Origin of the sequence: Carbonicoccus niuqiaonis (assembly GCF_050157065.1) — a bacterium.
Lineage (GTDB): Bacteria > Actinomycetota > Actinomycetes > Propionibacteriales > Propionibacteriaceae > Avipropionibacterium.
Genome location: NZ_CP189573.1, coordinates 2,824,935 through 2,850,174 on the forward strand (window position 1 = coordinate 2,824,935; position 25,240 = coordinate 2,850,174).

19 protein-coding genes and 1 tRNA gene are annotated in these 25,240 nt (G+C 68.0%); 12 read left to right on the top strand and 8 right to left on the bottom strand.

Annotated elements, in window-relative coordinates; genetic code table 11:
* Window positions 1-7 precede the first annotated feature (7 nt).
* Together ACQBAU_RS12965 and ACQBAU_RS12970 are read left to right on the top strand one after the other, a co-directional pair.
* The gene (locus tag ACQBAU_RS12965; RefSeq protein WP_465257079.1) at window positions 8-1,012 is read left to right on the top strand and encodes an ABC transporter permease; all 1,005 of its coding nucleotides are present in this window, start codon (window positions 8-10) and stop codon (window positions 1,010-1,012) included.
* Between the two features lie 2 nt (window positions 1,013-1,014).
* Window positions 1,015-1,806 (top strand): ABC transporter ATP-binding protein, encoded by a 792-nt coding sequence (locus ACQBAU_RS12970; RefSeq protein ID WP_465257080.1) that lies wholly within the window; start codon window positions 1,015-1,017, stop codon window positions 1,804-1,806.
* Between the two features lie 117 nt (window positions 1,807-1,923).
* Here the strand turns inward: ACQBAU_RS12970 and ACQBAU_RS12975 are convergent, their stop codons facing one another.
* On the bottom strand, window positions 1,924-2,970 hold the full coding sequence (locus tag ACQBAU_RS12975) for a DNA polymerase IV (protein ID WP_465256844.1): 1,047 nt from the start codon (window positions 2,968-2,970) through the stop codon (window positions 1,924-1,926).
* A gap of 157 nt (window positions 2,971-3,127) precedes the next feature.
* Here ACQBAU_RS12975 and ACQBAU_RS12980 point away from each other — a divergent pair, with 157 nt between their 5' ends.
* Window positions 3,128-4,399, top strand: a complete 1,272-nt coding sequence (locus ACQBAU_RS12980) for an FAD-dependent monooxygenase (protein WP_465256843.1) — start codon at window positions 3,128-3,130, stop codon at window positions 4,397-4,399.
* 11 nt (window positions 4,400-4,410) lie between these two features.
* Here ACQBAU_RS12980 and ACQBAU_RS12985 read toward each other — a convergent pair whose 3' ends face one another.
* Window positions 4,411-5,013 (bottom strand): TetR/AcrR family transcriptional regulator, encoded by a 603-nt coding sequence (locus ACQBAU_RS12985; RefSeq protein WP_465256842.1) that lies wholly within the window; start codon window positions 5,011-5,013, stop codon window positions 4,411-4,413.
* 196 nt (window positions 5,014-5,209) lie between these two features.
* On the opposite strand from ACQBAU_RS12985, the gene ACQBAU_RS12990 reads away from it, so the two are divergent.
* From ACQBAU_RS12990 to ACQBAU_RS13015, 6 genes are read left to right on the top strand one after another with little or no spacing between them, the layout of a single operon-like run.
* Window positions 5,210-7,681, top strand: a complete 2,472-nt coding sequence (locus tag ACQBAU_RS12990) for an AAA family ATPase (RefSeq protein WP_465256841.1) — start codon at window positions 5,210-5,212, stop codon at window positions 7,679-7,681.
* Entirely contained in the window at window positions 7,678-8,025 is a 348-nt protein-coding gene (locus ACQBAU_RS12995) for a hypothetical protein (RefSeq protein WP_465256840.1), read from the top strand. Before ACQBAU_RS12990 ends, ACQBAU_RS12995 begins: the two co-directional genes overlap by 4 nt.
* Window positions 8,025-9,251: a DUF6361 family protein gene (locus tag ACQBAU_RS13000; RefSeq protein WP_465256839.1), complete on the top strand. Its 1,227-nt coding sequence runs from the start codon at window positions 8,025-8,027 to the stop codon at window positions 9,249-9,251. Before ACQBAU_RS12995 ends, ACQBAU_RS13000 begins: the two co-directional genes overlap by 1 nt.
* Before the next feature lie 6 nt (window positions 9,252-9,257).
* Window positions 9,258-11,066 (top strand): phospholipase D family protein, encoded by a 1,809-nt coding sequence (locus ACQBAU_RS13005; protein ID WP_465256838.1) that lies wholly within the window; start codon window positions 9,258-9,260, stop codon window positions 11,064-11,066.
* Window positions 11,063-14,194 (top strand): hypothetical protein, encoded by a 3,132-nt coding sequence (locus ACQBAU_RS13010; RefSeq protein WP_465256837.1) that lies wholly within the window; start codon window positions 11,063-11,065, stop codon window positions 14,192-14,194. The genes ACQBAU_RS13005 and ACQBAU_RS13010 overlap by 4 nt, the downstream gene beginning before the upstream one ends.
* 57 nt (window positions 14,195-14,251) lie before the next feature.
* Window positions 14,252-16,165: a glycogen debranching N-terminal domain-containing protein gene (locus ACQBAU_RS13015; protein ID WP_465256836.1), complete on the top strand. Its 1,914-nt coding sequence runs from the start codon at window positions 14,252-14,254 to the stop codon at window positions 16,163-16,165.
* A gap of 2 nt (window positions 16,166-16,167) precedes the next feature.
* Here ACQBAU_RS13015 and ACQBAU_RS13020 read toward each other — a convergent pair whose 3' ends face one another.
* A complete protein-coding gene (locus ACQBAU_RS13020) occupies window positions 16,168-16,728 on the bottom strand; it encodes a peroxiredoxin-like family protein (RefSeq protein WP_465256835.1) in 561 nt (186 codons plus the stop codon).
* 145 nt (window positions 16,729-16,873) lie between these two features.
* Between ACQBAU_RS13020 and ACQBAU_RS13025 the strand changes: the two genes are divergently transcribed.
* The gene (locus ACQBAU_RS13025) at window positions 16,874-17,338 is read left to right on the top strand and encodes a MarR family transcriptional regulator (protein WP_465256834.1); all 465 of its coding nucleotides are present in this window, start codon (window positions 16,874-16,876) and stop codon (window positions 17,336-17,338) included.
* Window positions 17,339-17,355: 17 nt separating this feature from the next.
* Here the strand turns inward: ACQBAU_RS13025 and ACQBAU_RS13030 are convergent, their stop codons facing one another.
* Complete coding sequence (locus tag ACQBAU_RS13030; protein WP_465256833.1) at window positions 17,356-18,345, bottom strand: GDSL-type esterase/lipase family protein; 990 nt, start codon at window positions 18,343-18,345, stop codon at window positions 17,356-17,358.
* A gap of 231 nt (window positions 18,346-18,576) precedes the next feature.
* On the opposite strand from ACQBAU_RS13030, the gene ACQBAU_RS13035 reads away from it, so the two are divergent.
* Both ACQBAU_RS13035 and ACQBAU_RS13040 read left to right on the top strand, forming a co-directional pair.
* Window positions 18,577-19,134: a type IV toxin-antitoxin system AbiEi family antitoxin domain-containing protein gene (locus ACQBAU_RS13035; protein ID WP_465256832.1), complete on the top strand. Its 558-nt coding sequence runs from the start codon at window positions 18,577-18,579 to the stop codon at window positions 19,132-19,134.
* Window positions 19,131-19,997 carry a nucleotidyl transferase AbiEii/AbiGii toxin family protein gene (locus ACQBAU_RS13040; RefSeq protein WP_465256831.1) on the top strand — a complete coding sequence of 289 codons (867 nt, stop codon included), beginning with the start codon at window positions 19,131-19,133 and terminating at the stop codon, window positions 19,995-19,997. The genes ACQBAU_RS13035 and ACQBAU_RS13040 overlap by 4 nt, the downstream gene beginning before the upstream one ends.
* Before the next feature lie 399 nt (window positions 19,998-20,396).
* Here the strand turns inward: ACQBAU_RS13040 and ACQBAU_RS13045 are convergent.
* The 4 genes from ACQBAU_RS13045 to ACQBAU_RS13060 all read right to left on the bottom strand — a co-directional run bounded on the left by ACQBAU_RS13045 (window position 20,397) and on the right by ACQBAU_RS13060 (window position 25,237).
* Window positions 20,397-20,469 (bottom strand) — tRNA-Ala (locus ACQBAU_RS13045).
* 61 nt (window positions 20,470-20,530) lie between these two features.
* Window positions 20,531-22,645: an ATP-binding protein gene (locus tag ACQBAU_RS13050; protein WP_465256830.1), complete on the bottom strand. Its 2,115-nt coding sequence runs from the start codon at window positions 22,643-22,645 to the stop codon at window positions 20,531-20,533.
* Window positions 22,642-24,114, bottom strand: coding sequence for a glycosyltransferase family 2 protein (locus ACQBAU_RS13055; protein ID WP_434551582.1), 1,473 nt, complete (start codon window positions 24,112-24,114; stop codon window positions 22,642-22,644). Before ACQBAU_RS13055 ends, ACQBAU_RS13050 begins: the two co-directional genes overlap by 4 nt.
* Entirely contained in the window at window positions 24,107-25,237 is a 1,131-nt protein-coding gene (locus tag ACQBAU_RS13060) for a HEAT repeat domain-containing protein (RefSeq protein ID WP_434551583.1), read from the bottom strand. The genes ACQBAU_RS13055 and ACQBAU_RS13060 overlap by 8 nt, the downstream gene beginning before the upstream one ends.
* Window positions 25,238-25,240: the final 3 nt, after the last annotated feature.

Sequence of the window (25,240 nt, forward strand, 5' to 3'; positions counted from 1 at the left end):
GACACCCATGATCGGATCGATCGAGCTGGGCCTGCTGTACGGGGTGGTCGCACTCGGGGTCTTCCTGACCTTCCGCGTGCTCAACTTTCCCGACCTCACCGTTGACGGCAGCTTCACCACCGGTGCCGCCGTCGCGGCCGCCATGATCGTCAACGGACAGAGCCCGGTGTTGGCCACCGTGGCGGGAGGTGGCGCGGGGCTGGTCGCCGGCATCGTGACCGGCATCCTGCACACCAAGGGCCGGATCGACGGCCTGCTCGCGGGCATCTTGACCATGATCGCGCTGTGGTCGGTGAACCTGCGCATCATGGGCAGCTCGAACGTGTCGTTGCTGCGGGAGGACACCCTGTTCACCCCGCTGCGGGAGGCACAGTGGCTCGGCCGCACCTGGTGGGCCGTGCTGCTGCTGTTGGGTTTCCTGCTGGTGCTCACGCTGCTGGTCGACTGGTTCCTGTCCACCGATCTGGGGTTGGCGATCCAGGCGACCGGCAACAACGCGCAGATGATCCGCAGCCTCGGAGTGAACACCGACAACACCAAGATCCTCACCTTGGCACTGTCGAACGGACTGGTCGGGCTCGGCGGCGCCATGGTCGCCCAGTACCAGGGCTTCTCCGACATCAGCATGGGGATCGGCCTGATCCTGGTCGGGCTGGCCTCGGTCATCCTCGGGCAGGCGATCGTCGGCCAGCGTTTCCTGTTCCAGGCCACCATCGCGGTCGTCGTCGGCGCGGTGCTCTACCGGCTGATCGTCTTCGGCGCCCTGCGGGCCGGCCTGGATCCCAACGACATGAAGGCCATCACCGCCATCTTGGTCGTGGCCGCCCTGCTGTTGCCACGCTGGGGATTCCTCAAGCGAGTACCGAGCCTGCGCACCCGCGGTGGCCGGGTGCCCCCACGGGAACCGGCACCGGACCCCGTATCAGAAATCGACGCCGAGGCGAACGCGACAGCCGTGCCCGCCGACCCGCCGGCTGCCGCGGCGACCCCGCCGACGAAGGCAGGTGGCTGATCATGCTCACCGTCGAAGGCATCGACAAGACGTTCTTCGCGGGTTCGGTCAACGAACGACGGGCCCTGGTCGACCTCAGCCTCGATCTCGCCGAGGGCGACTTCGTCACCGTCATCGGCTCCAACGGTGCCGGGAAGTCGACGCTGCTGAACGCGATCGCCGGACGCCTTGGAGTGGACGCGGGCACGATCCGGATCGACGGCACGGTGGTCAACCGGCTCCCCGAGCACCGCCGGGCCCGCTTCGTCGGCCGGGTCTTCCAGGATCCGATGGCCGGGACGGCCCCTGACCTCACCATCGAGCAGAACCTGTCGCTGGCGCTGCAGCGGGGCAAGGGCCGGGGCCTGGGCTGGGGCGTCACCCGCTCGCGTCGGGTGCGGTTCGCCACCGAACTGGAGTTGCTCGAACTGGGCCTGGAGCACCGACTGAAGGCGAAGGTCGGGCTGCTGTCCGGTGGCCAGCGACAGGCGCTGTCCCTGCTGATGGCCGGCTTCACCCAGCCCCGCATCCTGCTGCTGGACGAACACACCGCGGCGTTGGATCCGCAGCGCGCCCAACTCGTCACCGAGCTGACCGACCGCATCGTCTCCTCCGGCGGGCTGACCACCTTGATGGTGACACACAACATGGAGCAGGCGCTGCGCCTGGGCAACCGGTTGGTGATGATGCACGAGGGACGCATCGTGTTCACCGCCGACGCCGAGCAGAAGCAGCGGCTGACCGTGAAGGATCTGCTGACCGAGTTCGGCAAGGTCAAGGGGGCGACCTTCGACGACCGGGCGATGCTCAGCTGACGCCCTCCCCTCCCTCCCGTCCCCTCCCTCCGCAGCGACACCCCATAGCGCAATCGACATCCCTTGTAGGGGGTGTCGATTGCGCTACGGGGTGTCGCTGCGGGGAGGGATGAGGGATCAGCGGTCGTAGCCGCCGGCGGGTGGCACCATCTCACCGCGCACGCCGAGCAGCCGGATCGGCCGATCGTCGTCGAGTCGGGCCAGTAGGTCCAACGCCGTCGCGGTGATCACATCCGGCTCGTACGTGGGCTCGGGAAGCTTGCGGATGCGGGTGACGGTCCAAAACGGAGCGAACCGGACCTTGAGGTGGACCCGCAGACAGGGACGGCCCTCAGCGCGGAGGTCGGCGACGACCTGGTCGGCCAGCGCCCGCATCGCTGCAGCGACTTCGTCGGGGCTGGTGAGGTCGTGCTGGTAGGTCTGCTCGTGACCATGGGCCCGGAGGATCCACGGGGTGTCGTCGACGGTCGTCCGGCCCAGCCCGCGGCCGAGGTTCCCCAAGTGCGGTCCGGTGCTCGGTCCGAACTCCCGAGCCAGGCCATCATCGGGTGCTCTTGCCAGCTCGCCGACGGTGTGGATTCCGAGTGCGGCCAGGCGCAGCGAGATCCGTCGGCCGACACCCCACAGCGCCTGCGTCGGCCGATCCCCCATCACCTCCAGCCAGTTGTCCGCAGTGAGTACGAACAGCCCGCGAGGCTTGCCGAAGTCGGTGGCGATCTTCGCCCGGACCAGGCTGTCGCCGATGCCGACCGAGCAGTGCAACTCGGTAGCCGCCAACACCGCGGCCTGCAGACCGCGCGCCGTCGGTACCGGGTCGTCGGCATCGATCCCGACGAACGCCTCGTCCCAACCGAGCACCTCGACGACCGTGTCCGGGTAGGCCCGCAACGCATCCATCACCGCAGCCGACTTCTCTTCGTACACGGGGAAATCGACCGGCAGGAACACGGCATCGGGACACTTGCGGATGGCGGTCTTCAGCGGCATTCCCGAGCGGACACCGTACGCACGGGCCTCGTACGATGCCGTGGCCACGACCGCCCGCTCGGTCGGATCACCACGACCGCCGACCACCACGGGACGGCCTGCCAGTTCGGGCCGGCGGAGAACCTCGACGGCCGCGAGGAACTGATCCATGTCGACGTGCAGCACCCAGCTCGCCATGGGCCCATCCTGCCGCGAGCTGACTCTCCTCGTAGCGACACCCCGTAGTGCAATCGACGCCCCTTGTAGGGGGTGTCGATTGCGCTATGGGGTGTCGCTGCGTGGAAGGGCGGGGGGCCACTGGATAGCTAGCCGGTCGGCAAGTAACCTTGTTGACATGAGGCTTCGAGTGTTGATCTCCGGGGCGGGCATCGCCGGCCCCGTCCTCGCCCACTGGTTGGCCCGCAACGGTGCCACTCCCACGATCGTGGAGCGCCGGGCCGGTCCGATGCGAACCGGTGGCCACGCCGTCGACATCGCCGGGGTGTCGAGCGAAGTGATCCAGCGGATGGGCCTGTGGGACAAGGTCCAGGACGCCAGGGTGCAGCGCGGCCGCATGACCTTCCGCCGACGACGCGGCCGCCCCCTCACCATGTCCCGGCTGAGCGACCGGATCGCTGACGACCATGTCGAGATCCAACGCGACGCCTTGATCAACATCCTCCAGGATGAGACGTACGACGATGTGGAGTACCTGTTCGGAGATGAGGTGACCGCGCTACGCGACCACACCACTGGCCCTGGCATCCGTCCCGGGAACGACAGTTCCGACCCCCAAGCCTGTCGCGGGGTCCTGGTGTCCTTCCAGCATGGGGCCGACCGCGTATTCGACCTGGTGGTCGGCGCGGACGGCCTCCACTCCGGCGTCCGGCGACTGACCTTCGGGCCCGAGGAACGGTTCCGACATGACCTGGGCGCCTTCTTGGCGGTCTTCACCCATCCGAACTCCGCACGGCTCGACCCCGACACGGTGGTGGGGTATGCCGAGCGGGATCGCGCCTCGTTCGCCTACAGCGTCGACGACGGGACCGATGCCCGCGCGCTGATGATCTTCCGGGACCCGGAGGCCCCGAGCATCCCTCATCGCGACACCGCACGGCAGGTCGAGTTCGTCCAGGATGCCTACCGGGATGTGGATCCCGCGCTGTTGCCGTTCCCGCTGGCCGCTGCCGCGACGGCCGACGACTTCTACTTCGACCCGATCAGCCAGATCAGGATGAACACCTGGTCACACGGTCGCGTCACCCTGATCGGCGATGCAGCATACTCCCCCGGACCGGCTGTCGGCGGCGGCACGGCCCTGGCGATCGTCGGGGCGTACGTCCTGGCGAACGAGTTGGCGCTGGCCGATGGTTATCACGTCAGCGCGTTCGCCAACACCGAGCGTGTGATGGGCCCATCGATCAGGCAGTCCCGCAAGGTCGGTCCGAGCACCCTGCAGCAGTTGGTGCCGCAGAGCGCTGCAGCGGCATGGGCCATGCCCCGGGTGCTGCGATTGTTCACCAAGCTCCCGCCCAAGGCCGTGATCGCCCTGTTCTCCTTGCAGGGGGCCGACACCACGCGGCTGGACGATCTCACCTCACAGAATCCGGAGTACGCGATCGCCTGAGGGCCGCACCGTCATCGGCCGCTGGCCAGGGCAGCCATCGCCGACTCCAGGCCGACCCGACGGATGGTGGCGACGTCGACGTCGTCGACCAGGAGCGCCCTGATCAGGCCACCCAGGGCCACCCCCACCCGTACGCGATCGTCCGGGGACGGTTCCTGGCCGATCAGGATGTCCGACATCCGCTGGATCCAGCGCCGGCCGACCTCTCCCAGATCGACATCACTCACCGCCCCGGGATCTCGTGCCATCGCGGCGAACACCTGCCGGTGCGGGATCATGGTGTCCAAGTAGCGGGCCATGGCATCGCGGGGCCCGGGCGGATTGTCGTCGAAGGCGTCGAACATCGCGTCCACGTCGGCGATGAACGGGCCGAAGATGCTGTGGGCCAGGTCTGCCTTGGCCGGGAAGTGGTAGTAGACGGCCGCCTTCGTGACGCCGAGTTCGTCCGCAATGTCCTTCAGGCTGGTGCCGCCGTAACCCCTTGTGGTGAACAGGTCCAGCGCGGTGGCCTGAATGCGTTGGCGGGTGTCGGTCGTTCGTCGGTCGCGGCGAACACCGTTCCCTGACCCGGTGTCGCGCACCGGGGCAGCACCCTCGGCATCGGTCTCCCCCACACCACTGAGCCTACGTGATCAATTCGCGCGTGGGCCGGTCATCCGGTGATCCCGAGGGCAGGCGGCCACTTCGAGTCGCCCATCACCGCGTGGGCAGGAAGTGCTGGCCTGATCCCCCCCGCCCGCCTCCTGGGCGCTCGCGATCGGTGGATCCGCACCACACAAAGTGTCAGCGCTTTCCCCTAGGGTCATTCTCATGAGCACGGAGCTTGCGAGTTGGGTGCTGGACAGGTTGGTCGCCGACGAGATCGCCGAGGACGTCATCGACGTCGTGCTCGCCGCGCTGACCGGCGACGATGATCTCGATCGCCTCCTCGGTGGCGGCACTGCGACCGCCCGACCGGAGCCACGCCGTGAGGACTCCGCGGTCCGTGCGCCGGGTGGCACCTTCCTTACCGAGATCACCGTGGAGGGGTTCCGCGGCATCGGTCCCAGCACCACCCTGCCGTTGTCCCCGCGGCCGGGGCTGACCATCGTCGCCGGCCGGAACGGTTCGGGGAAGTCAAGCCTGTCCGAGGCACTCGAGTTCGCGACGACCCGCACCACCTACCGATGGAAGAAGGGGTCGAAGCTGTGGCAGGAGCACTGGCGCAACCTGCACCACAAACCGGCCAGGATCCGCATCGGGCTGGTCGAGGAGGTCCTCGGCCGCTTCACCATCTCCCACCGCTGGGACGACGACGCCACCGAGCTGGGCGATCCCCACCCCGAGCTCCAGTTCCGCGGCCAGAAGAAGCAAACGGGGTTGGCGGCGCTCGGCTGGGCCGAAGCCCTCGAACAGTTGCGGCCGATCCTGTCGTACGACGAACTCGGCGGCATGCTCACCGGCACCCCGTCCGAGCTCCATGACGCGATCAGCCGGGTGCTGGGGCTCGGGGAGATCGCCGCTGCGATCAAGGGGATCGATGAGCGCCTCGGCGAGCTCAAGAAGCCTGCCCGTTCTCTCGCGGCACGGCGTAGGGAGCTCCAGGAGCAGGCCAAGGGGCTCCCCGACGACCTACGCGCCGTGCAGGCAGCGAAGCTGTTGCGCAAGCAGGATCCCGACGTCACGGCACTCCGTGATCTCGTCACCGGTGCCGCTGCCCCGGCCACCGATCCCCTTGTGCCGATTCGGGAGCTCTCCCGGCTGACGCTTCCCTTCACCGCCGACGACGCCCGAGCCGCCTCGGCAGCACTGCGGACGGCGGTGAGCAGGTTGGCCGATGCCGGCAGTGATGCCGCTCGACGGGCCGCCCGGTTGTCGGTGCTGCAGCAGGCAATTCGCCTTCATCGCGACCACGGCGACATGCCTTGCCCCGTGTGCGCCGGCGGCGAACTCGACGCAACGTGGGCAGACGAACAGCACGAGCACGTCGCTGCCGAGCAGGCGGCACTGGCCGAGCTGACGGAGTCGCAGCAGGCCCTGGACCGGGCGCGTGCCCGGGCCGCGGAGCTGTTGGTGCCGATGCCAGGCCTGCTGGCCGAAGGCGAGCCGCTGATCGCAGCCGAACTCACCGCAGCCAAGCAGGCGTGGGCGGCTTGGCGCGACGCCCCGACCGCAGGTGGCTCGACCGGCGCCTTGGCGCGTGCCAACCACCTGGAGCAGAGGGTCGACGACCTGCACGCTGCTGTCGACGCACTCCGGACGGCAGCCATCGAGCGGCTCACCGAGCTGGACGATCAGTGGCAGCCGCTGGGCACCAGGATCGCCGCCTGGTTGGGCGAATGGGACGATGCCCTGCGGGACCGCCCCGCGATCACCAAGCTCGAAGCCGCGTTGACCTGGCTGCGCAGCAACGACAAGGAACTGAAGGAGCAGCGACTGGCGCCGATCCGGGAGGGCGCCAAGCGTGCCTGGACGAAGTTGCGGCAGGAGAGCAACGTCGACATCGGCGACATCACCTTGGAGGGCAGGAAAACCAGCCGACACCTTGTCATCCCCTCGATGGTGGACGGAGTCGAGGCCGGCAGCCTCGCCGTCCTCAGTCAGGGTGAGCTGCATGCACTGGCGCTGGCGTTGTTCCTGCCCCGCGCAACAATGGCCGACTCTCCTTTCCGGTTCCTGGTGCTGGACGATCCCGTCCAGGCGATGGATCCGGCCAAGGTCGACGGCCTGGTCGAGCTGCTGGCGGAGTTCGCTGAGCACCGCCAGGTGATCGTCTTCTCCCACGACGACCGGCTACCCGCCGCGGTCCGTCGGTCGGGCAAGGGCGCCACCATCTTGACCGTCGAGCGTGGCGCTGACTCACACGTCACCGTGACCCAGAACACCGATCCGGCCACCCGGTACCTCGCCGACGCGTTCGCCATGATCACCGAGCATCAGCACGAGAAGCTGACCGAGGACGCCCTTCGCCGCACACTCCCCGGCATGCTGCGCTTCGCGGTCGAAGCGGCCGCGAAGGACCGCTTCTTCGGCGAGCGACTCGGATCGGGAGCGTCCCTGCTCGACCTGGAGCAGACATGGAACGACACCCAGACCACCAGGCAGCGGGTCGAGCTGGCCATCTACGGCGAGCCGCAACCGTCGCACGTGATGGGTGACTGGACCCGACCGCCGTACCGCAAGGCAGGGCTGGGCGTGGCCGGATCCGCCATGCATGCTGGCCTCAAGGTCGGCACCGACCCGTTGGGCGCCGCCCGCGACGTCGAACGGCTCGTCGACGATGTACGTCAGGGGCGGCAATGAGTCTTCTCGGGCAGGCCCGCGAACGGCTGGAGGCGCAACGGCCGCACAGCAACCGGGTTGCCTGCTGGCTCGGTCGGGCCGCACTCGAGGACCGGATCACCGAACTCCTTGCCAGGAAGGGCGTCCAGCCGGGCCCGTGGGCCTCCATCCGGAGTCAGCTGTCCTGCTTGGAAGTCGCCTACGCGGACGAGCCCTCGGTGGCGACCACGGCGCAGTACGCGTGGACGCGACTGTCCGAGGGATGTCACCAGCATGCGTACGCGATGTCGCCCACCTACGCCGAAGTACGCCACCTGCTCGACCGCGTGGCGTCTCTGGAGTCCCAATCGGAAGGAGCGAGCTGATGGCCAGCACCATTGCCTGGTTGGACGTGTCGGTAGAAGAGCAGAAGCGGGCCCGTGAGCTGATCAGCCTGTTCATCCAGCCGGAGAGTCGCGACGAACTGGGCATCGGCCAGTTGCGGGACGCTTTCTCCGACGCTCTGTTCCCCGGCACGTCGGTACTGCAGACACGGGCGCGCTACTTCCTCATCGTGCCGTGGCTGTATGCACTCGGCCAGCGTCGAGGGCGCAGTGGTGACCGGCTCAACGAGTGGGTCGACAACCGGGAACGCCGACTGATCGAGGCGATGCGCAAGGCCAAGGACGACGAGGACATCGACGGCCTCATCGGCAAGGTCGCCGGGGCGGCGGTCAAGACCCTGCCGTCCACGATCTACTGGAACGGCATGCGGGAGTACAAGATCCTGCGCCAAGACGTGGCCGGGGACCAGCTCTCGCGGAACGATCTGCGGCGAGTGCTCCACGAGGCTGAGGAACTCGTCGCCCGGGACACCGGTGACTGGCACGGCTCCATCCCGAACCCACCCGAAGGCTTCCCCGACGAGCTCAGGGGCGGTTTCACGATGCGGCGCGCCGAGGCCGTGTGGCTGGCGGAACGAATCGCGCTCACCACCCCGGGCTCCCTGCTTGCACACCTGGTGCAGGGAAGCGCCCGGACGATCAACAACAGCCGCGGCCCGTGGGATGACCCGGCATGCCTCACCACCGTCGGGACCACGCGAGACATGATCAAGCACGCCGAGTTGTTCAGCCTGTGCATGCAGGGGGCCTCCCTACTCTACAACCTGTTGGTCGCCGAACGGTACGAGGGCCAAGGGCTGACAAGGATCGAGGGCAAGTCGGAGGAGTTCCGAGAGCGGCTGGTCAACTGGGCGCATGACTGCGACGCCGCGACTGTGGACCTGCGCCTGTGGGACAGACGCGCGATGTGGCGAATCCTCATGGCAGAAGGTGGGTCACGGGCCGCGACTGCTACCAGAGAGTTTGTCAGTACGTGGCTCGAGGCCGTCGTTGACCGGAGATTCGACGGCGCCGCGGACGACATAGACCTCCGCCGAATCGTGACGTCTCGGGAGCGGCGACGCGGTTCCCAGTCACGGCTCCGCAACGATCGGCTGCTGCAGATGTGGTCGGGCGCCTCAGGTGCCGGCCGGCTGGCGTTCAGATGGCCCAACGTGCGCAGCATCGTGCGCGACATCCACGCTGGTATCGATCGCGAGAGTGAGTGACAGACGATGCTTGCTCCCGATGCGCGTTCGGTGCTGCTCGACCAGCTGAGGGCCCCACTCGGCTACCAGCTCGACGCTGCCGTGGCCACCACCTTCGTCCTCGACCTGACCGCCGCCCTGGTGCCACCACTGGCGTTCGCGTCCCACAAGCGAGGAATCGCCGGGGATCCCATGGCCGCCCTCGAAGCCGTCCGTTCCACCGCTGATCGGATCGACGTCTTCTGCCAGCTCGGGCACATCCAGGTACCAACAGCGGCTGCCGACCTCATGGCCTTCCTCGAGCCGATGCTGCACGAGGTGAGTGTTCGCCGCCCCGGCCATCTGTTCCACCCCAAGTTGTGGTTCATGCGCTACGTGAGGACGGACGATCCCAGCGACACATCGCACCGCCTGCTGGTCCTCACGCGCAACCTCACCCATGACCACTCCTGGGACATCTCGCTGTGCCTGGACGGGCAGCGCGCCAGCGGTCGCAAGGCCAGCAACCGCCCCCTCGCCGACCTCATCCGGGCCCTGCCCGGAATGTCCCGCACGCCCCTTCCCGCCGATCGTCAGGCACGAATCGAGGGGCTGTCCGAGGACGTCCGTCGGATCGAGTGGGAGCTGCCCGAGGACGTCTCGGAGATGGCCTTCCACACCTTCGGGATCACGAACAGCTCCGGCCCCGACTTCAGCGGGCGCCGGCACCTGGTGGTGTCGCCGTTCGTCACCGATGACGGCCTCGCCCACGTCACCGTAGGGTCGAGCGATGTGAGCGTGGTCTCACGGATCGAAGCCATGGACCGACTGTCGCCGGCCGCGGTTGAGCCGGCCAGGACCTACCAGCTGAGCGGTCTTGCCGGGCTGACCCGCGACGACGAGGTTGCCCCCACAGCCCATGACAGGCCCGCGCCGAACCAACACAGTCACCTCTCCGGGTTGCATGCGAAGCTCTACGTTGTCGAGCGCAATCGCCGTGCCCACATGTTCATCGGCTCTGCGAACGCCACGGGTCCGGCGTTCGGAGGCAATGTCGAGATCTTGGTCGAGCTGATCGGCAGACAGAGCAAGCTCGGGGTGGAGACCTTGGTCGGGCCGGATGCCCCCTTCTTGACGATGCTGGAGGAGTACCCAGCCGAAGGCGGGGTCATACCCTCACCGGAGGAGGATGCCGAACGCGATCTGGAGCGTGTTCTACGTGCTCTGGCGACGATGACACACACCGTCACCGTCGCACCCGGCGGAGCACCCCACACGGTCACCATCAGAACGGACGGCAAGCCGCCGCTGCCCACTGGCTTCACCGCAACCGTGGAGCTGTTGACCTTGGCCGGCCGGGCCCATCACGTACGCGACGCCTCGCAGTGCCTGGTCGCAACCCTCAGCAACGTGGAACCAGCAGACGTCACGCCCTTCGTGGTGTGGCGGGTGAAGAGCCCGGACCTGCCGCAGCCACTGGGCACCGTGGTCAGGGCACGGCTGGTCAACGACCCCAAGGGTCGACTCGACGAAGTGCTGGCGCGCCAGGTGAATACCCCCGAGAAGTTCTTCCAGTTCTTGGCCCTGCTCCTCAGTATCGATGACAGCTCCGTCCAAGCACCCTTCGTAGACGTGGGCGGCGGGAGCTCCTTCGGAGGCGCCGGATCAGGTGCCCTCGAGATGGTGCTGCGAGCGATGGCCGAGCGACCGTCGGCGGTGGACGACCTCGATCAGCTCGTCAGCAAGTTGGCCAGAACGCCCAATGGGCGTGCCGTGATGGGTGAGGACTTCCTCGACTTCTGGAGTGTCATCGAGCAGGCAAGGGGCCGGCAGCGATCCGGAGGTGTCCGGCCATGAGCAGATTCGATGCCTCAGCGGTCCTCGCCAATCTTCGCGCCTTCCAGCGCGACACTGCTGAACACGCCACGAGGCAGCTGTTCGCCCCAGACTCATCCAGACGGTTCCTGGTCGCCGACGAAACCGGCTTGGGCAAGAGCATGGTGGCCCGTGGTGTGATCGCACGCACCATTGAACGACTGCAGGACGACCCTGCCGTGCAGCGGATCGACATTGTCTACATCTGCTCCAATCAGGACATCGCTCGGCAGAACCTGCAACGGCTGAATGTCCTCGGGGCTTCCATGCACGAATCGACCAGCCGTCTCACGCTGTTGGCGAAGCACTCCCGCGCTCTCGATCGTCTCGCTGTGGACGCGGGCAAGCCAGTGAACTTGATCTCGTTCACCCCCGGCACGTCGTTCAACCGCGGTTCACACCTGGGCACCGCGGAGGAGCGGGCTCTGCTGTTCCTCATGTTGGAGGATCGGCTGCGCCTGACGAACCTCTGGGAGCGCAAGGCAGCCCAACGCATCCTGCAGGGCAGGCTCGCCTCAGTAGCCGCGTTCGACGCTTGGGTGAGGTGGCTGGCCAAGGAACTGGACCACCGCCCCGATCCGACCATCACCAAGAGTTTCCTGCGATCGGTCGGGCACACGCTGATCCCACGATTCCGCCGCCTGATCGAAGACATCGGACGGCGTCAACACCTGTCACCCGCGCAGGACTCGGAGGCGCAGGACCTCGTCAGCGCGCTCCGCACAGCCCTCGCCCGGGCAGGAGTGGAGACGCTGGAGCCCGATCTGGTGATCTTGGACGAGTTCCAGCGGTTCCGTGATCTCTTGAGTCGTGAGACTGACGCCGGCGAGCTGGCCCACGAGTTGTACGAGTACGAGGGCACGGCAAAGGTGTTGTTGCTCTCGGCGACACCGTACAAGCCGTACAGCTTGGCCGAGGAGGTCGAGGATGATCACCATCGCGACTTCATGCTCACCCTCGACTTCCTCAGCAACGGCAGTGACGACGTCGACCCGGAGGGCATCGCCACCACCTTCGAGCAGTACCGCCGAGCCGCCACCACCGGGCGGCCCACGACCGAGATCACCCGGGCGTTGCAGGACGCCCTGACCAAGGTGATGTCGCGTAACGAGCGAACCGACCACAGCGCCAGCCAGCGGCTCACCGAAGTAACGGCCAAGAGTCCCCTCGAACCAGACGATGTCCTCGGCTACCTGGCGTTGCGAAAGTTGGCCGATGAGCTGGAAGCGCCGATGACGGTCGAGTACTGGAAGTCGGCTCCGTACTTCATCAACTTCTGTGACAGCTACCGCATCGGAGAACGATTGAAGAGCGCACTCGCCAATCCCCAACGACGGCGGGAGCTTGCCCCATTCCTCCGAACAACGCAGCGCATCGATCGCGAGGCCATCGTTCACCGGCGCCCTGTCGAGTACGGTAATGCGCGACTGCGTGCCCTCGCCGAGGCGACGGTCGACGCCGGTTGGTGGCAACTGCTGTGGGTGCCGCCTTCGCTGCCCTATCTCGTCCCGCGCGGGCCCTTCGCCGAGCCGTATGCCCATGGGATGACGAAGCGACTCGTGTTCTCGTCGTGGTCAGCCACCCCAACGGCGGTCGCGGCCTTGCTGAGTCATGCGGCCGAGAGCCATCTCTTCGCCGATGTCGACGAGCCCACGCGACGGATGGCGCAGCGACTGCGCTACCGAGTGGAGCACGAGCAGGCGCAGACGATGAGCACCTTGGCTTTGTTCTGGCCGATGCCGGGGTTGGCAGAGCTCGGCGATCCGCTGGCAGCTGCTCGTGGGGCTCGCGGTGTTGTCGACCCGACGATGCTGTACGAGCACGTGCGGCAGGTACTGGCCTCGGAGCTCCCTACGGGCCCACCACAGCAAGGCACCGCAAGCGAGGTCTGGTACTGGATGGCTGCGCTGCGTCGGCCAGACTCCCTGCCCGATGACGTGGACGACCCTGGGCTGCACTTGGGTTCGACAAATCCGAGTGAGACCGACGACGAGGGGCATGCGGTGCGGGCGCATGTCCATCGGGCGCTGGAGACGCGAACTGGTGCCACCGCGCGGTCGGCAGCGCAGCCACCCCCACCCCCGGACCTCGCCGACATGCTGGCCAGGATCGCGGTCCACTCCCCGGCCAACATCGCCTGGCGCGCACTGGGTCGGGTGGTGGCCGGCCATGAGGGGGTCACGCGGGCCGGTCACTGGCACGCCGCCGCAGCCCTGGCCGAGGGGTTGCGCAGCCTGTTCAACCGGCCTGAATCGATGCTGCTGCTTGATCAACTCACTGCGGGCTCGACGTCCTACTACTGGCAGGCTGTTCTGGAGTACTGCGGTTGGGGCAACCTGCAGTCGGTGCTCGATGAACACATCAACCATCTGTACAGCGACATGGGAATGCCGGCACTCACCGATGAGCTGTTGCTCGACGCCGCCAAGCGGGTGGCAGGTTCCGCCAGCATGCGCCCCTCTCGGTACACCGCCTTGGACCCGCTCGATCCAGAACAGCCGATAGCCTTCACGTCCCGTTTCGCCCTGCGGTACGGCAATAAGCGCGACGCGACGGACGATGCCCGCATGCCGGAGGTTCGCGAGGCTTTCAACAGCCCGTTCTGGCCGTTCGTTCTCGCGTCGACGAGCGTTGGACAGGAGGGAATCGACTTCCATCGGTGGAGCCACGCGGTTGTCCACTGGAACACCCCGGCGAATCCGGTGGACTTCGAGCAGCGTGAGGGACGCATCGACCGGTACGCCGGGCACGCGACCCGACGCAACATCGCAGCCCGCCACGCGACTGGCATCTTCACGGGCACTGACCCCAACCCGTGGCAGACCGCGTTCCGATTGGCCTTGGATGAGCAGAGCAACTTCGGTGAGTTTGCTCCGTGGTGGGTATACCCGGGTGAGGCGAAGATCCGTCGTGTAGTGATGCCCTACGCCATGAGCATCGACGTGCCACGGTTGGCTCAGCTCAAGGAGGAGGTCACGCTCTACCGCTTGGCATTCGGACAGCCACGCCAGCAGGACATGCTGGAGCTGCTGAGCCAAAACGGCGCGGCAGCCGACGTCGAACTCCGACGCGAGATGCTGCTCGACCTTCGCCCACCACCGGCCGAGTGATCAGCGCATCCAGCAGACTGATGGCCATCTCGTCATCGGCGCGGTTCAATGGGAGCCATGGCTCACGGCGTCCCGTTCCTGCACGACCTCGTGACATGCGTCGCGGCGCCAACGGTGTCACTGTCGGCAGCCGACGGCGACCAGCACCACGACGCCGGTACGGCGTCTGCGCAAGGGCTGTGGCACGGCGACCTGCGCGTTCTGGCGACGTGCGAGCTGTCCGTCGACGGCTCGCCCGTGACGAACCTCAACACCGGGCTCGAACCGGGTGGGGCCACGTTCACCGGGGTGGTGCCGCAGGGCGATGAGTCGCCGGCCTCTGTCGTACGGGTGGAGCGCCGACGGCGGATCTCACCGGGCCGGCTGACCGAGACGATCCAGCTGGTGACGAGCTCCGAGAGGGCCAGCGAACCGGCCGTGACCCTGCGCCTGGGGTCGGACTTCACCGACATCGCCGTCCCTCGCCATGGCGCGACTTCGCCGTTGGTGCCATGGCGCCCCGAGCCCGGGGACGGGGGCGCCACCGTCAGGCATCCTCCGCTGACCCTGCACATCACAGCCGCCGAGGCTTCGTTCATGATCGACGGCGACTTCCTGGTACTGCGCTGGGCACCGAAACTCGGCACGCGCCGGCCCGTCGAGATCAGTTGGAGCGTGGGCATCACCGATGCCCACGCGATCATGACCACGCCGACGTCGCCGGGACCGGAACCGGATGTGGTGACCGACACGTTGCTGCCCCCCGGAGCCGACCGCTGGGCCCGAACCTGGCTGCGGCAATCGTTGGCCGATCTGCGCGGGTTGCGGTTGGCACGGCTGGAGGAGCCCGGCGACGCATTCGCCGCTGCCGGTGCGCCGTGGTACCTCACCCTGTTCGGTCGCGATTCGCTGATCACCGCGCTGTTCCTGGCCGACGTCGATCATGAGCTGGCACTCGGCACGCTGCGAACCCTGGCCAGGCTGCAGGGACGTGAAGTGGACCCCGACGCGGCCGAGGCACCGGGCAAGATCATCCACGAACTGCGTCGCGCCGACGTCCAGCACGGCGACATGCTGCTCAAGGCCCGCTATTACGGCACCATCGACGCCACATCGCTGTGGGTGTTGCTGTTCCATCGAGTGTGGCGGACCGCGGCAGTGCCGATCGAGCGATTGCAGGAACTGCTGCCGACCCTTCGAGCGGCGCTGGCGTGGATCACCGGCAGCGGCCCCATCGGAGCCGATGCCGATGGTGACGGGTTCGCGGAATACCTCGACCCGTTGGGAACGGGGTTGGCCAACCAGGGGTGGAAGGACAGTCCGGACGCCGTCCGCTTCGCCGACGGCCGGATCGCCACCGGGGCGATCGCGCTGTGCGAGGTGCAGGGCTACCACCACGCCGCGGCGATCGCCGCGGCGGAGGTGCTCGACGGACTGGGCGAGCCGGACCCAGCGCTGCGACCGTGGGCGGCTGCGCTGAAGGACCGGTTCGCCGACGCGTTCTGGGCGCGCGACGGAGCAGAGACATACCCGGCACTGGCGCTGGACGGCGACAAGAACCGCGTCGATGCCGTCACCTCCAACATCGGCCACCTGCTCGGCACCGGCCTGCTCGAGCCGGAGCAGGAACGCCAGATCGCTGACCGGCTGCTGCGGCCCGACATGTTCACCGGGCTTGGCATCCGGACGATGTCGGCCGAGGCAGGAGGCTATGACCCGCTGTCCTACCACTGTGGCTCAGTGTGGCCCCACGACACGGCCATGATCATCGATGGCATGCTCCGCGCCGGGCTGGATGATCATGCTCGGACCCTCGCCGAGGGACTGCTCCGTGCGGGGGTGCTGTTCGACAATCGGCTGCCCGAGCTGTGGTCCGGCGACGAGGTGCCTGATGGGAGCCGCCCGACGCCGTACCCGTTGACCTGCCGACCGCAAGCGTGGTCGGCAGCGGCCGCCGTGGTGGCGGCTCGGGCCCTCGGTGGCCGCCGGTGATCTCAGGCGACCTCGACGCCGATCCCGAGCAACTCGTCGACCGACCAGTGGTCATTGGCGTGAACGCCATAGTGGGCGGCCAGCAGGCGCCCGTCCGGTGCGATCAGGAAGTCACCCGGCAGCATCAGCCAGGTCTCCCCGCGGCCGAAGCGTCCCAACCGGTTGAGTTCGGCACGTTCGCGGAGCCCCACCTGCCAGGCGTACGGATTCAGCGGCCCGGTCCAGGCGCGTGGATCCAGCACGGCCCGCGCGGAGGTGTGGAGGCCGAACTCGTCGTAAAGCACGCGTGCGGGATCGGAGACCACGGCGAAGGGCAGGTCGCCCTGGTGCACCTGCATCGCGTCGACCTCGGAATGGAAGACGGCCAGCTCCACGATGCCGGCACTGCGGATCTCGTCGTAACGGCGGGCCACATCTCGCAGATGCACACAGCACAAGGGACATCCGGCGAACCGCCGGAACTGCAGGTGGATGACCCGGTCAGGGTCGGGAAGGGAGACCACCTCCCCGTGGATGGTCTCCAGTTGGCGATGTTCCACGATGTGTCCGGGTTCGAGGTGCATGGCTGCCTCCGTTCGCTGGGGGTGCTCGACGGACGTCTCGACAAGCTCGACGGCGTTTGGTCATGCTCCCCGAGCCTGCCGAGGGGTAGGCCCCGCTATCATACGTTTTACAGATGATATGGAAACCATACGATAGGAGCTGGTGGTGGGCAAGACCAAGCGATCGTTGATCGTCGAGATCAAGGCCACGTTGCGTGACGTTCGCACCCAGCTCGCGCTGCTCAACCGCAACGTCAGCTCCCACCTGGCGCTGCGGGAGATCGATCTCGACTGCCTGGACGTGATCGGGCGGCACGGGCCGCTGACACCACGTTCCCTCGCGGTCAGGGTCGGCCTGCATCCGGCCACGCTGACCGGCATCCTCGACCGGCTGGAACGCGCAGGCTGGATCATCCGGGAACGTGACCCGGCCGGTGCCGACCGACGGGCGGTGCATGTTCGCGCGCTGCCGGACCGCAATGGTGAGCTGTACCAGCGGTTGGCACCCATGAACGAGGCGATGGACGGAGTCTGTGCCGAGTTCACCGACGCCGAGCTGGCCACCGTCGCACGCTTCCTCCGACGTACGGCCGAGGCCGGCGAGAGCGCGAACTCGGAGGTCAGCAGTTGATCATGATGTGCAGCTGATCAACGGCTGGCTGCCGCCATCAGCCTCGGCGTCAATCGCTCGGCCATCACTCGGTAGCCGGGGCCATCGGGGTGCAGCCCATCGGGCAACATCGCGACGTCCCCGGGGCCGAAGACGTCGAGTCCATTGATCAACTCGAGCCCGGTGTCCCCTGCCCCCTGCAGGTCGGCGGCCACCGTGGTGACCATCCCCCTGATCTCGCCCAGAGTGAGTCCCGCCTGGTTCACGGCCTCTTCCCGGTCGGGCGACAGGATCGGCGAGATCAACACCAGCGGCACCTCCGGGTGGGCCGCCCGAGCCGAGCGGACGAAGCCGGCAAGCCGGCCCGGCAGCGAGCGTTCGTTGAACGACGAGCTGCCGTAGATGTTGATGCCCAGGCACATCGACACGACATCGACCTCGAGCGCTGCGATCGTCCGTTCGGCGGCCGGGTCGAGGTGACACTGGCCACCGAATCCGAGACAGGTCAGGTCCCAGTCGAGGGCTCGTGCCACCAGCGCGGGCCACGTCTCCGACGGTCCGGGGCTGGCACCGCAGTGCGTGATCGAGCTGCCGTACGTGACCCATCGGGTCCGAGCCGGCACCGGCTCGATCGACGTGTCGTGGTGCACCGACAGACTGGCCAACCTGACCTCGCCGACATGTGGCAACCACACCTCGAGCCGGTGCACCCCCGACGGCAGGTCGGCGGCGACGCTCGTTCGGCCGGAGACCTCCTGCCGGAGCAGCAGCTCACCGTCGACCACGATGTCGACCGGCTTGGGATCCTGGTCGCGACCCTCCAGGTCGACTTCCACCCGGTCGGCCTCGACGTCGGCCACGAAGCGCACCCCCGCGGCCGATCGGGCATGGCTGTACAGGGTGGGCGCGTACGCGAACGGCTCCTCCTCGGGCAGCAGTCGCCACGGCTGCCACAGATCACCGACCCGGGTCCAACACACCGCTCCTTGCCACAGCTCCGGACGTGTCCCGGGGTCACACTGCTGCACCGACATCCTCCTCGATCGCCTGATGGGCGCGGGCAGTCTATCCAGCCATGGCGGCTTGAGGGTTGCGCCGTCATCCAGCGGTTCACAGCGGGCCGCCCCGTCGTGCCCATCACGGCGCGCTCGATGTCGGAGCCACCTGTCCGCACTCTCATCTCGATATCCAAGTTGGAACGATTCGTCATCAGCTATACTTACGTGTATACGCTTCGTCCCGCTGGGGAGGTGACAGCAATGTCGACGTTGAGACCAGGCACGGCTGAACGGGCTGGCCTGTCGCGCAGTGGGCTGTACCGTGCGGCGCGCGAGGGGCGGCTGGAGCGGATCGCGCGGGGGATCTACCTGCCCGCAGATGCTCCCGCGGCCGACTGGGACTGGATCGAGGCCGCCACCCGTCGCCCGCAGGCGACGATCTGCTTGGCGTCGGCGCTCGCTCACCATGATCTGACCGATGCGATCCCCGCAGCGTTGCATGTCGCGATCCCGCGCGGATCGCGCACGCCGGCGAGCACGGGTGCGATCGCGTGGCATCAGTTCGACCCGGCCACATTCGATATCGGAAGAGACGAGATCCCGATTCCGGGCACGGATCAGGCAATCAAGATCTACTCGCCCGAGCGGTCGATCGCGGACGCGTTCCGGCTGCGTGGCGAGGTCGGGTACGAGCTGGCGCGGGAGTCGTTGAAGGAATGGCTGCGCCGCGGCGGCAAGCCTGCTCGGCTGATGAAGATCGCCTCTCGGCTTCCCCGGGCGAAGACTCCGGTCCTGCGCGCATTGGAGGCGTTGGCATGACCACGGGAGATGAGGTGTTCCGCCGTCTCCAGTCCGCGGCACGCTCCGCAGGCACGAAGGCGGGGACGGGTTCGCCTACGCAGGAGTACCTGATCCGGCACACGCTGGAGTCGTTCCTGGATCGGCTCACTCGCACCGCCCATGCCGATAAGTTCGTGCTCAAGGGCGGGATCCTGCTGGCCGCCTACGGCGTACGGCGGCCAACGAGGGACGCCGATGTGAACGCCATCGGGGCGGACGTCACTGCCGATCACCTCATCGCGGTCGTTCACGACATCGCCACCGTCAGGACCGGGGACGGGGTGGTCTTCGATCTCGACTCAATCAACGTGCAGGAGATCCGCGAGAACACCGACTACCCCGGATTCCGGGTGCGAGTCGGCGTGTCGATCGGACCGTGGGCGGGCGCCGCCGCATGCGATGTCTCCACCGGAGATCCGATCGTGCCCGCTCCCCGCCAAGTGCACATCGACCGCGTCCTGGGCGAACCGATCGCACTGCTCGGCTACGCGCCTGAGACCACCATCGCCGAGAAGGGCGTCACCATCCTGGAGCGAGGGATCACGAGCACTCGGTGGCGCGACTACGTCGACATCGTCCAGCTCGCCCGGCAAGGCATCGATGCTGACGGGCTGCTCCGTTCCGCGCGAGCCGTGGCCGGCTACCGCGGCGTCACCCTCGAGCCCATCGCACCGCTTGTGGTCGGCTACGGACGGATCGGTCAGGCCAAGTGGGCTGCCTGGCGTCGCAAGGAACGGCTGGAGGCGGTCTGTGAAGCAGACCTCGACCAGCAGATGGCGCTGTTGGCCTCCTACCTGGATCCCGTGTTCAGCCACGGTGACACCCCGCCACCTCGCACATAGCGCGCGGCTGGGCCCCGAAGCGTTGGTCCGTGACTGTTACAACCACAGAGAGTCCGTTGTTCCCGCTTCGGGCCGTGCCCTATGTCCGCGTCTCCACCTCGATCAGACATGACGGGGTTCTTAGCCCGAGGGGGTTGTCGATCCCTGTGCAGCGGGAGTCGAACCGGTGACGCGCGCTGGAATGGGGTCGCTCGTCGTCGGAAGTCCGTCGAGCGCGGCCGCTCCGGCACATCGATCGAGCGATCCGAGCTTCAGGGATGCTGAAGTACATCCCTGGAGCCTCCGGTGGTCCTCGTCTTCGTGCACAAGATCGACCGCCTCAGGCGCAACCGGGCCGACGACTCGGCGATCACGAAGGCGCTCTCGAGCGTCAGATGCACTTGACAAAGAGCGACTGGGTGGAGCTAAGGGGATTCGAACCCCTGACCTCTTCCATGCCATGGAAGCGCGCTACCAACTGCGCCATAGCCCCGTACGGACTGCTGCCCGTGGGCGTCGCCGGGCCCCACAGGGCTTTCGGCAACCCGGAGAGTTTAGCCCGAACCCTCTGCCGATGTGAAATCGCCTGCCGCCGGGTCGGTCATCCCGGCCAGCGGCAACTCCAAGGTGACCACCGTACCCTCGCCCATGACCGACTCGAGACCGACCGATCCGCCGTGGGCCTCGATCACCGATTTCACGATCACCAGTCCGAGCCCGGTGCCGCTGACCTGCTCGCTCTGGGCGTTCGACGCCCGGACGAACCGTTCGAACAGCTTGGGCACGTCGTCGGCGGGGATCCCCATCCCGGTGTCTCGACACGTCACCCGCACCACTCCCTCGTCGGGGAGGGCCCGTACCGACAGCAGGACCCGGCCCCCGTGCGGGGTGAACTTGATCGCATTGCTGACCACGTTGACCAAGGAGCGCTCCACCTGCTCCTGATCACCGTCGACCATGATCGACTCGTCACCGTTGTCGATGGTCAGGGTCACCGCAGCAGCGTCGGCAGCTGGCGCGAACAGATCCGCCAGTGATCCCACCACGGCGGCAAGATCGAACAGCGCCCGGCTGCCCAGCGTGCGGCCGGAGTCGTATCGGTTGATGAACAGCAGGTCCTCGATCAGGGTGCGCAGTCGTGCGACGTTGCGCTCCACCACCCCGAGCGCGGCGACCGCCCGATCGGGCACCGGCCCGTAGTCGCCGTCGCTGATCATCTCCAGGTAGCCGGCGATGGAGGTGAGCGGTGTCCGCAGTTCGTGGTTCGTTGTCGAGAGGAAGTCGGTCTTCTGTTGATCAAGCTCGGCTCGGCTGCGCAGGTAGCCGTCCAGGGTCAACGCCCGGCTCGCCTGGTTGCCGACGCGTTCCATCGACTCCACCTCGTCGACGGACCAGTCGCGCTGGGTGGCCGAGCCCACGGTCAGCACACACCACTCGTCGTGCGGCATCGCCAGTGGCACCACGACGGCCGACTGTGCCCCACCGGCCCGGGCCGCGCGGGCCAGGGCAGACGGGAACTGGTCGAACTGGTCCGGTACGCGGGCCACCCACGTGGCCGAGTCCGGGCCCAACAGGTCACACGCCTCGGCCGGCGGCACCTCCTCGATCCCGGTCTCGCGCAGCGGAGCAGCCGGGTCGCGCCACATGCCCAGGACCGTGATCGTCTCCCCCTGCAGCCGCAGCACCGCCACCCGCGACACCGCCAACCCTTCGCCCAGCATCCGGCACGCGCTCGCCCACCGCTCGTCGTCCCCGTCGGCGTTGGCCAGCACCGGTGCCGTCCGCGCGGTCAACGCGTACAGCTCGATGCTGCGCACCCGTTGCTCCTCCACGGCCTGTTCGACATCGCCGTACGCGAACAGCGTGAGGGCAAGGTCGGTCACCTCCCTGACCCCACCGCGGGGCATCGGCCAGTCCCGCCGGACACCCGCCTGATGACTCACCACCACGTGCCGCAGATAGCCCAGCGGCTGGACCAGTCGGCGCTGGACGGCGGCGGCCACCAGCACGGTGATCAGCACGGCGAGCACGGTCGCGACGATCCCGGTCGTCCACGCCGTGGCGATCGCCGACCGGGTCTCCGCCAGCCGGCGGTCGCCGGCGTCTCGCACCTGCTCCTCGAACTGGGTGAGCTGCCGACTCGCCGCCGCGAACGATTCGGCTGACTCGGCCAGCGACACCTGCTCGCCACGGGCACGTCGCTCGAGCTGCCGGGCCGCGTCGCCGTACCAGGTGTCGAGCGCTACCCCCAGGGCGTCCACCTCCGCGGGGTCGAGGGACTCCACGTCCTCGGCCCGGACCCGCAACTGCTCCAGCTGGCCGGCCAGCACCTGCCGCCGATCCTGGAATCTCGCCAGCATCTCCGGACTCCCGCCGAGCAGGTGACCTCGATAGTTGGTCTGCGCATCCAGCATCCCGGCCCGGATGGCCTGGACGGACCGGGTGACCGGCACGATCTGTTCGTGGTAGGCGTGCTCCTCCGCCTCGATCGTGCGAAGGCTCAGCAGTGAGGTACCCGCGACAGCCGCGACCGAGGCACACACGATGATCAACATCACCAGCAGCAGCTCCCCGGCGGTCATCTGGCGACCGGTCGGCGCCTTCGGCGACGTGATCGGGGTGTGCGCCACCTCAACCAGGGGCTCGCTGCGCTGTGCCGACTCGCTCATGACGTGCCGCCAGGCTGACCGGATCCTTCGTCCAGGTCAAATCCGGTACGGGTCATCGTCCCCCACTCCTGCTTGCGTCGGGCGAGGCTGGCGATCCAGCCCTGCATGCGCCAGACGGCCGTGAGTTGGCGGTAGCCGAGGTTCTCCACGACGGCCGCGGTGATCGTTCCCACCAGGTCGCGCCACCGGCCGTACTTGTGGAATGTCAACTCCTCCACCGTCATCGCGGCCAACGTGACCAGGGCGGCATAGCCGTACGCGACCAGCATGAACAGCGCGAAGTAGCCGGGCTCGACCACCCCGAACGCCAACCCCAGCACCACCAACAGCAGCCCGGCCAGTTCCAGCAGGGGTGCGATCAGCTCGAACACCCAGTAGAACGGCAGGGCGACGAACCCGACCCGCCCGTACCGCGGGTTGAACAGCATGCCGCGGTAGGCCCACAGCGTCTCCCACAGTCCCCGGTGCCAGCGGGATCGCTGCCTGCGCAGCACCTTCAGCGTGCTCGGCACCTCGGTCCAGCAGATCGGCTCGGTCAGGAAGGTGATCCGGTAGGGGCGACGCTCGCGTCGCATCCGGCGGTGGACCCGCATCACCAACTCGAAGTCCTCGCCGATGCTGTCCGGGTCCAGGCCACCCACCTCGACGAGCACGTCGCGGCGGAAGACGCCGAACGCCCCACTGATCAGGATCAGCGCGTTCATCGCCGCCCACCCGGCCCGGCCGAGGTGGAAGGCGCGCAGGTACTCCACGACCTGAATCCTCGGCAACAGCTTCTTGGACAGGCGGATGTCGACCACGCGTCCGTTGCGGACCCGGGAGCCGTTGACCGCCCGGATCACGCCGCCGGCGGCGACCATGCGGTCGGGGTCGTCGGCGAACGGTTTGGCGACCGACAGCAGGGCGTCCGGGTCGAGGATCGAGTCGGAGTCGACGAACACCACCAGGTCTTCCCGGGCCAGGTTGATGCCGACGTTGATCGAGTCGGAGCGTCCCGAGTTGGCCTTGCGCACCACCGTCAACCGGGTCCGGCCGTTGCGGGGGACGTGGATCGACGTGGCCGGCTCCCGGACCGGCACCCCGGTCGGCATCTGCCGGTCCACCGGCACCAGGTCGAACGCCTGCTGCAGGACGGCGAAGCCGTCGTCGGAGCTGCCGTCGTCGACCACGATCACCTCGTGGCTCGGGTAGTGCAGGGCGAGCATCGACTCGACCGAGGTGCGGATCCCGGCCGCCTCGTTGAACATCGGCGTCACCACGCTGACCCCCGGCGGCACGGCGGCCCCGATGAGTTCGTGCCGCCCGGCGAACGCGACCCGCCGGGTCTGGCGCCAGAACTGGGTGGTCGCGGTGAGCACCAGCACCAGGTACGACGAGTTGATCAACAAGAAGTACACCAGCACGGGAATCGCGATCACGGCGAAGATCGAGTCCAACCCGAATCGGACCGCCTCGGTCGCCTCATCCACTGACGGCCTCCCCACCAGTGCGCAGCATGCCCATCGTCAGCGCGTACGACACCACCCGGCCGACGCGGGCATCATGATCAGCCCCACCGTGATCAGTTCCCGCCGGTCCGGCTGAGCGGAGCGCCCTCAGTCGGGCGGTGCCGGCCGGGCCGAGCCGCGCCATCGCGAGACCTGCGGCCTCGGCGACCACGACTCGGGAGTCAGCGAGCCACGCCGCCAGGTGGTCGATGCCGGCGACCTCGCCCAAGGTGCCCAACGCCTCGATCGCGGCCACCCGTACGGCGTCGTCGGTCTGCTCGGACGCCAACCGGGCCAGTACGGCCACGTCGTCCGCCCGGCCGATCTCGCCCAGCGCGGTGGCGAGGGCGGCCAGCGCGGCGGGGTCGTCCTCGACGGCCAAGCGTTCCCGGACGGCTCGAGCGCCGGCCATCACCGGGACGTGGCCGATCACGGTGGCGGCCACCGTCCGCGGTTCCGGATCGCTGTCGCGCAAGGCTTCGGTGAGCTCGTCGGCCGCCAGGCTGCCGACCGGAGCCAGGGCCTCGACCGCCGCCCAGCTCGGCAGTCGGCGGCCACGCTGGTCCGGACAGACCGAGGCGAGCACCGCCCCGGCCTGGGCCGGGTCGGCGATCAGACCCAGGGCCCGCGCTGCGGTGATCCGTACCTCGACCGACCGGTCGGCCAACAGTCTTGCGATGGCAGGCGCGCGGGTGCCGTCTCGCATCAGCCCCAGGGTCCAGGCCGCCCGGGCACGGCGCACAGACGACAGCGACCGGAGCCGCGCATCGGCCAGGTCGGTCACCCCGTGCGACCGCAGGACGCCGACGAGCGCTCGAGCCGGCGGACCGGCGATCTTGGACAACAGGCCCACGATCGCGTCGTCGAGGGGGCGTCGGGAGCGGGCCGGGGCGGTGACCAGGTCACGTTGCGCCGTGCTGTCGTCGTCCTCCCCGGCGGCGACGGCCAGCAGCTGGGGCCGCAACGGTGCGACCAGCCGGGCGATCTGCCGCTGGCGGACGTAACGGGTGACGCGGGCGACGACGATCACCAGCACCATCACGACGGCCGAACTGGCCAGCACGGCCAGCGTCGCCTGCAGCAACCACGCCGGGACGACGACCACGGT

What these genes read in the sequence shown, in the direction of transcription:
- ACQBAU_RS13005 (WP_465256838.1), top strand. Translation starts at nt 9,258, where the DNA reads ATGCTTGCTCCCGATGCGCGTTCGGTGCTGCTCGACCAGCTGAGGGCC.
- ACQBAU_RS12990 (WP_465256841.1), top strand. Translation starts at nt 5,210, where the DNA reads ATGAGCACGGAGCTTGCGAGTTGGGTGCTGGACAGGTTGGTCGCCGAC.
- ACQBAU_RS13015 (WP_465256836.1), top strand. Translation starts at nt 14,252, where the DNA reads ATGGCTCACGGCGTCCCGTTCCTGCACGACCTCGTGACATGCGTCGCG.
- ACQBAU_RS13010 (WP_465256837.1), top strand. Translation starts at nt 11,063, where the DNA reads ATGAGCAGATTCGATGCCTCAGCGGTCCTCGCCAATCTTCGCGCCTTC.
- ACQBAU_RS13050 (WP_465256830.1), bottom strand. Translation starts at nt 22,645, where the DNA reads ATGAGCGAGTCGGCACAGCGCAGCGAGCCCCTGGTTGAGGTGGCGCAC.
- ACQBAU_RS13035 (WP_465256832.1), top strand. Translation starts at nt 18,577, where the DNA reads ATGTCGACGTTGAGACCAGGCACGGCTGAACGGGCTGGCCTGTCGCGC.
- ACQBAU_RS13000 (WP_465256839.1), top strand. Translation starts at nt 8,025, where the DNA reads ATGGCCAGCACCATTGCCTGGTTGGACGTGTCGGTAGAAGAGCAGAAG.
- ACQBAU_RS13020 (WP_465256835.1), bottom strand. Translation starts at nt 16,728, where the DNA reads ATGCACCTCGAACCCGGACACATCGTGGAACATCGCCAACTGGAGACC.
- ACQBAU_RS12970 (WP_465257080.1), top strand. Translation starts at nt 1,015, where the DNA reads ATGCTCACCGTCGAAGGCATCGACAAGACGTTCTTCGCGGGTTCGGTC.
- ACQBAU_RS12975 (WP_465256844.1), bottom strand. Translation starts at nt 2,970, where the DNA reads ATGGCGAGCTGGGTGCTGCACGTCGACATGGATCAGTTCCTCGCGGCC.
- ACQBAU_RS12995 (WP_465256840.1), top strand. Translation starts at nt 7,678, where the DNA reads ATGAGTCTTCTCGGGCAGGCCCGCGAACGGCTGGAGGCGCAACGGCCG.
- ACQBAU_RS13040 (WP_465256831.1), top strand. Translation starts at nt 19,131, where the DNA reads ATGACCACGGGAGATGAGGTGTTCCGCCGTCTCCAGTCCGCGGCACGC.
- ACQBAU_RS12980 (WP_465256843.1), top strand. Translation starts at nt 3,128, where the DNA reads ATGAGGCTTCGAGTGTTGATCTCCGGGGCGGGCATCGCCGGCCCCGTC.
- ACQBAU_RS12965 (WP_465257079.1), top strand. Translation starts at nt 8, where the DNA reads ATGATCGGATCGATCGAGCTGGGCCTGCTGTACGGGGTGGTCGCACTC.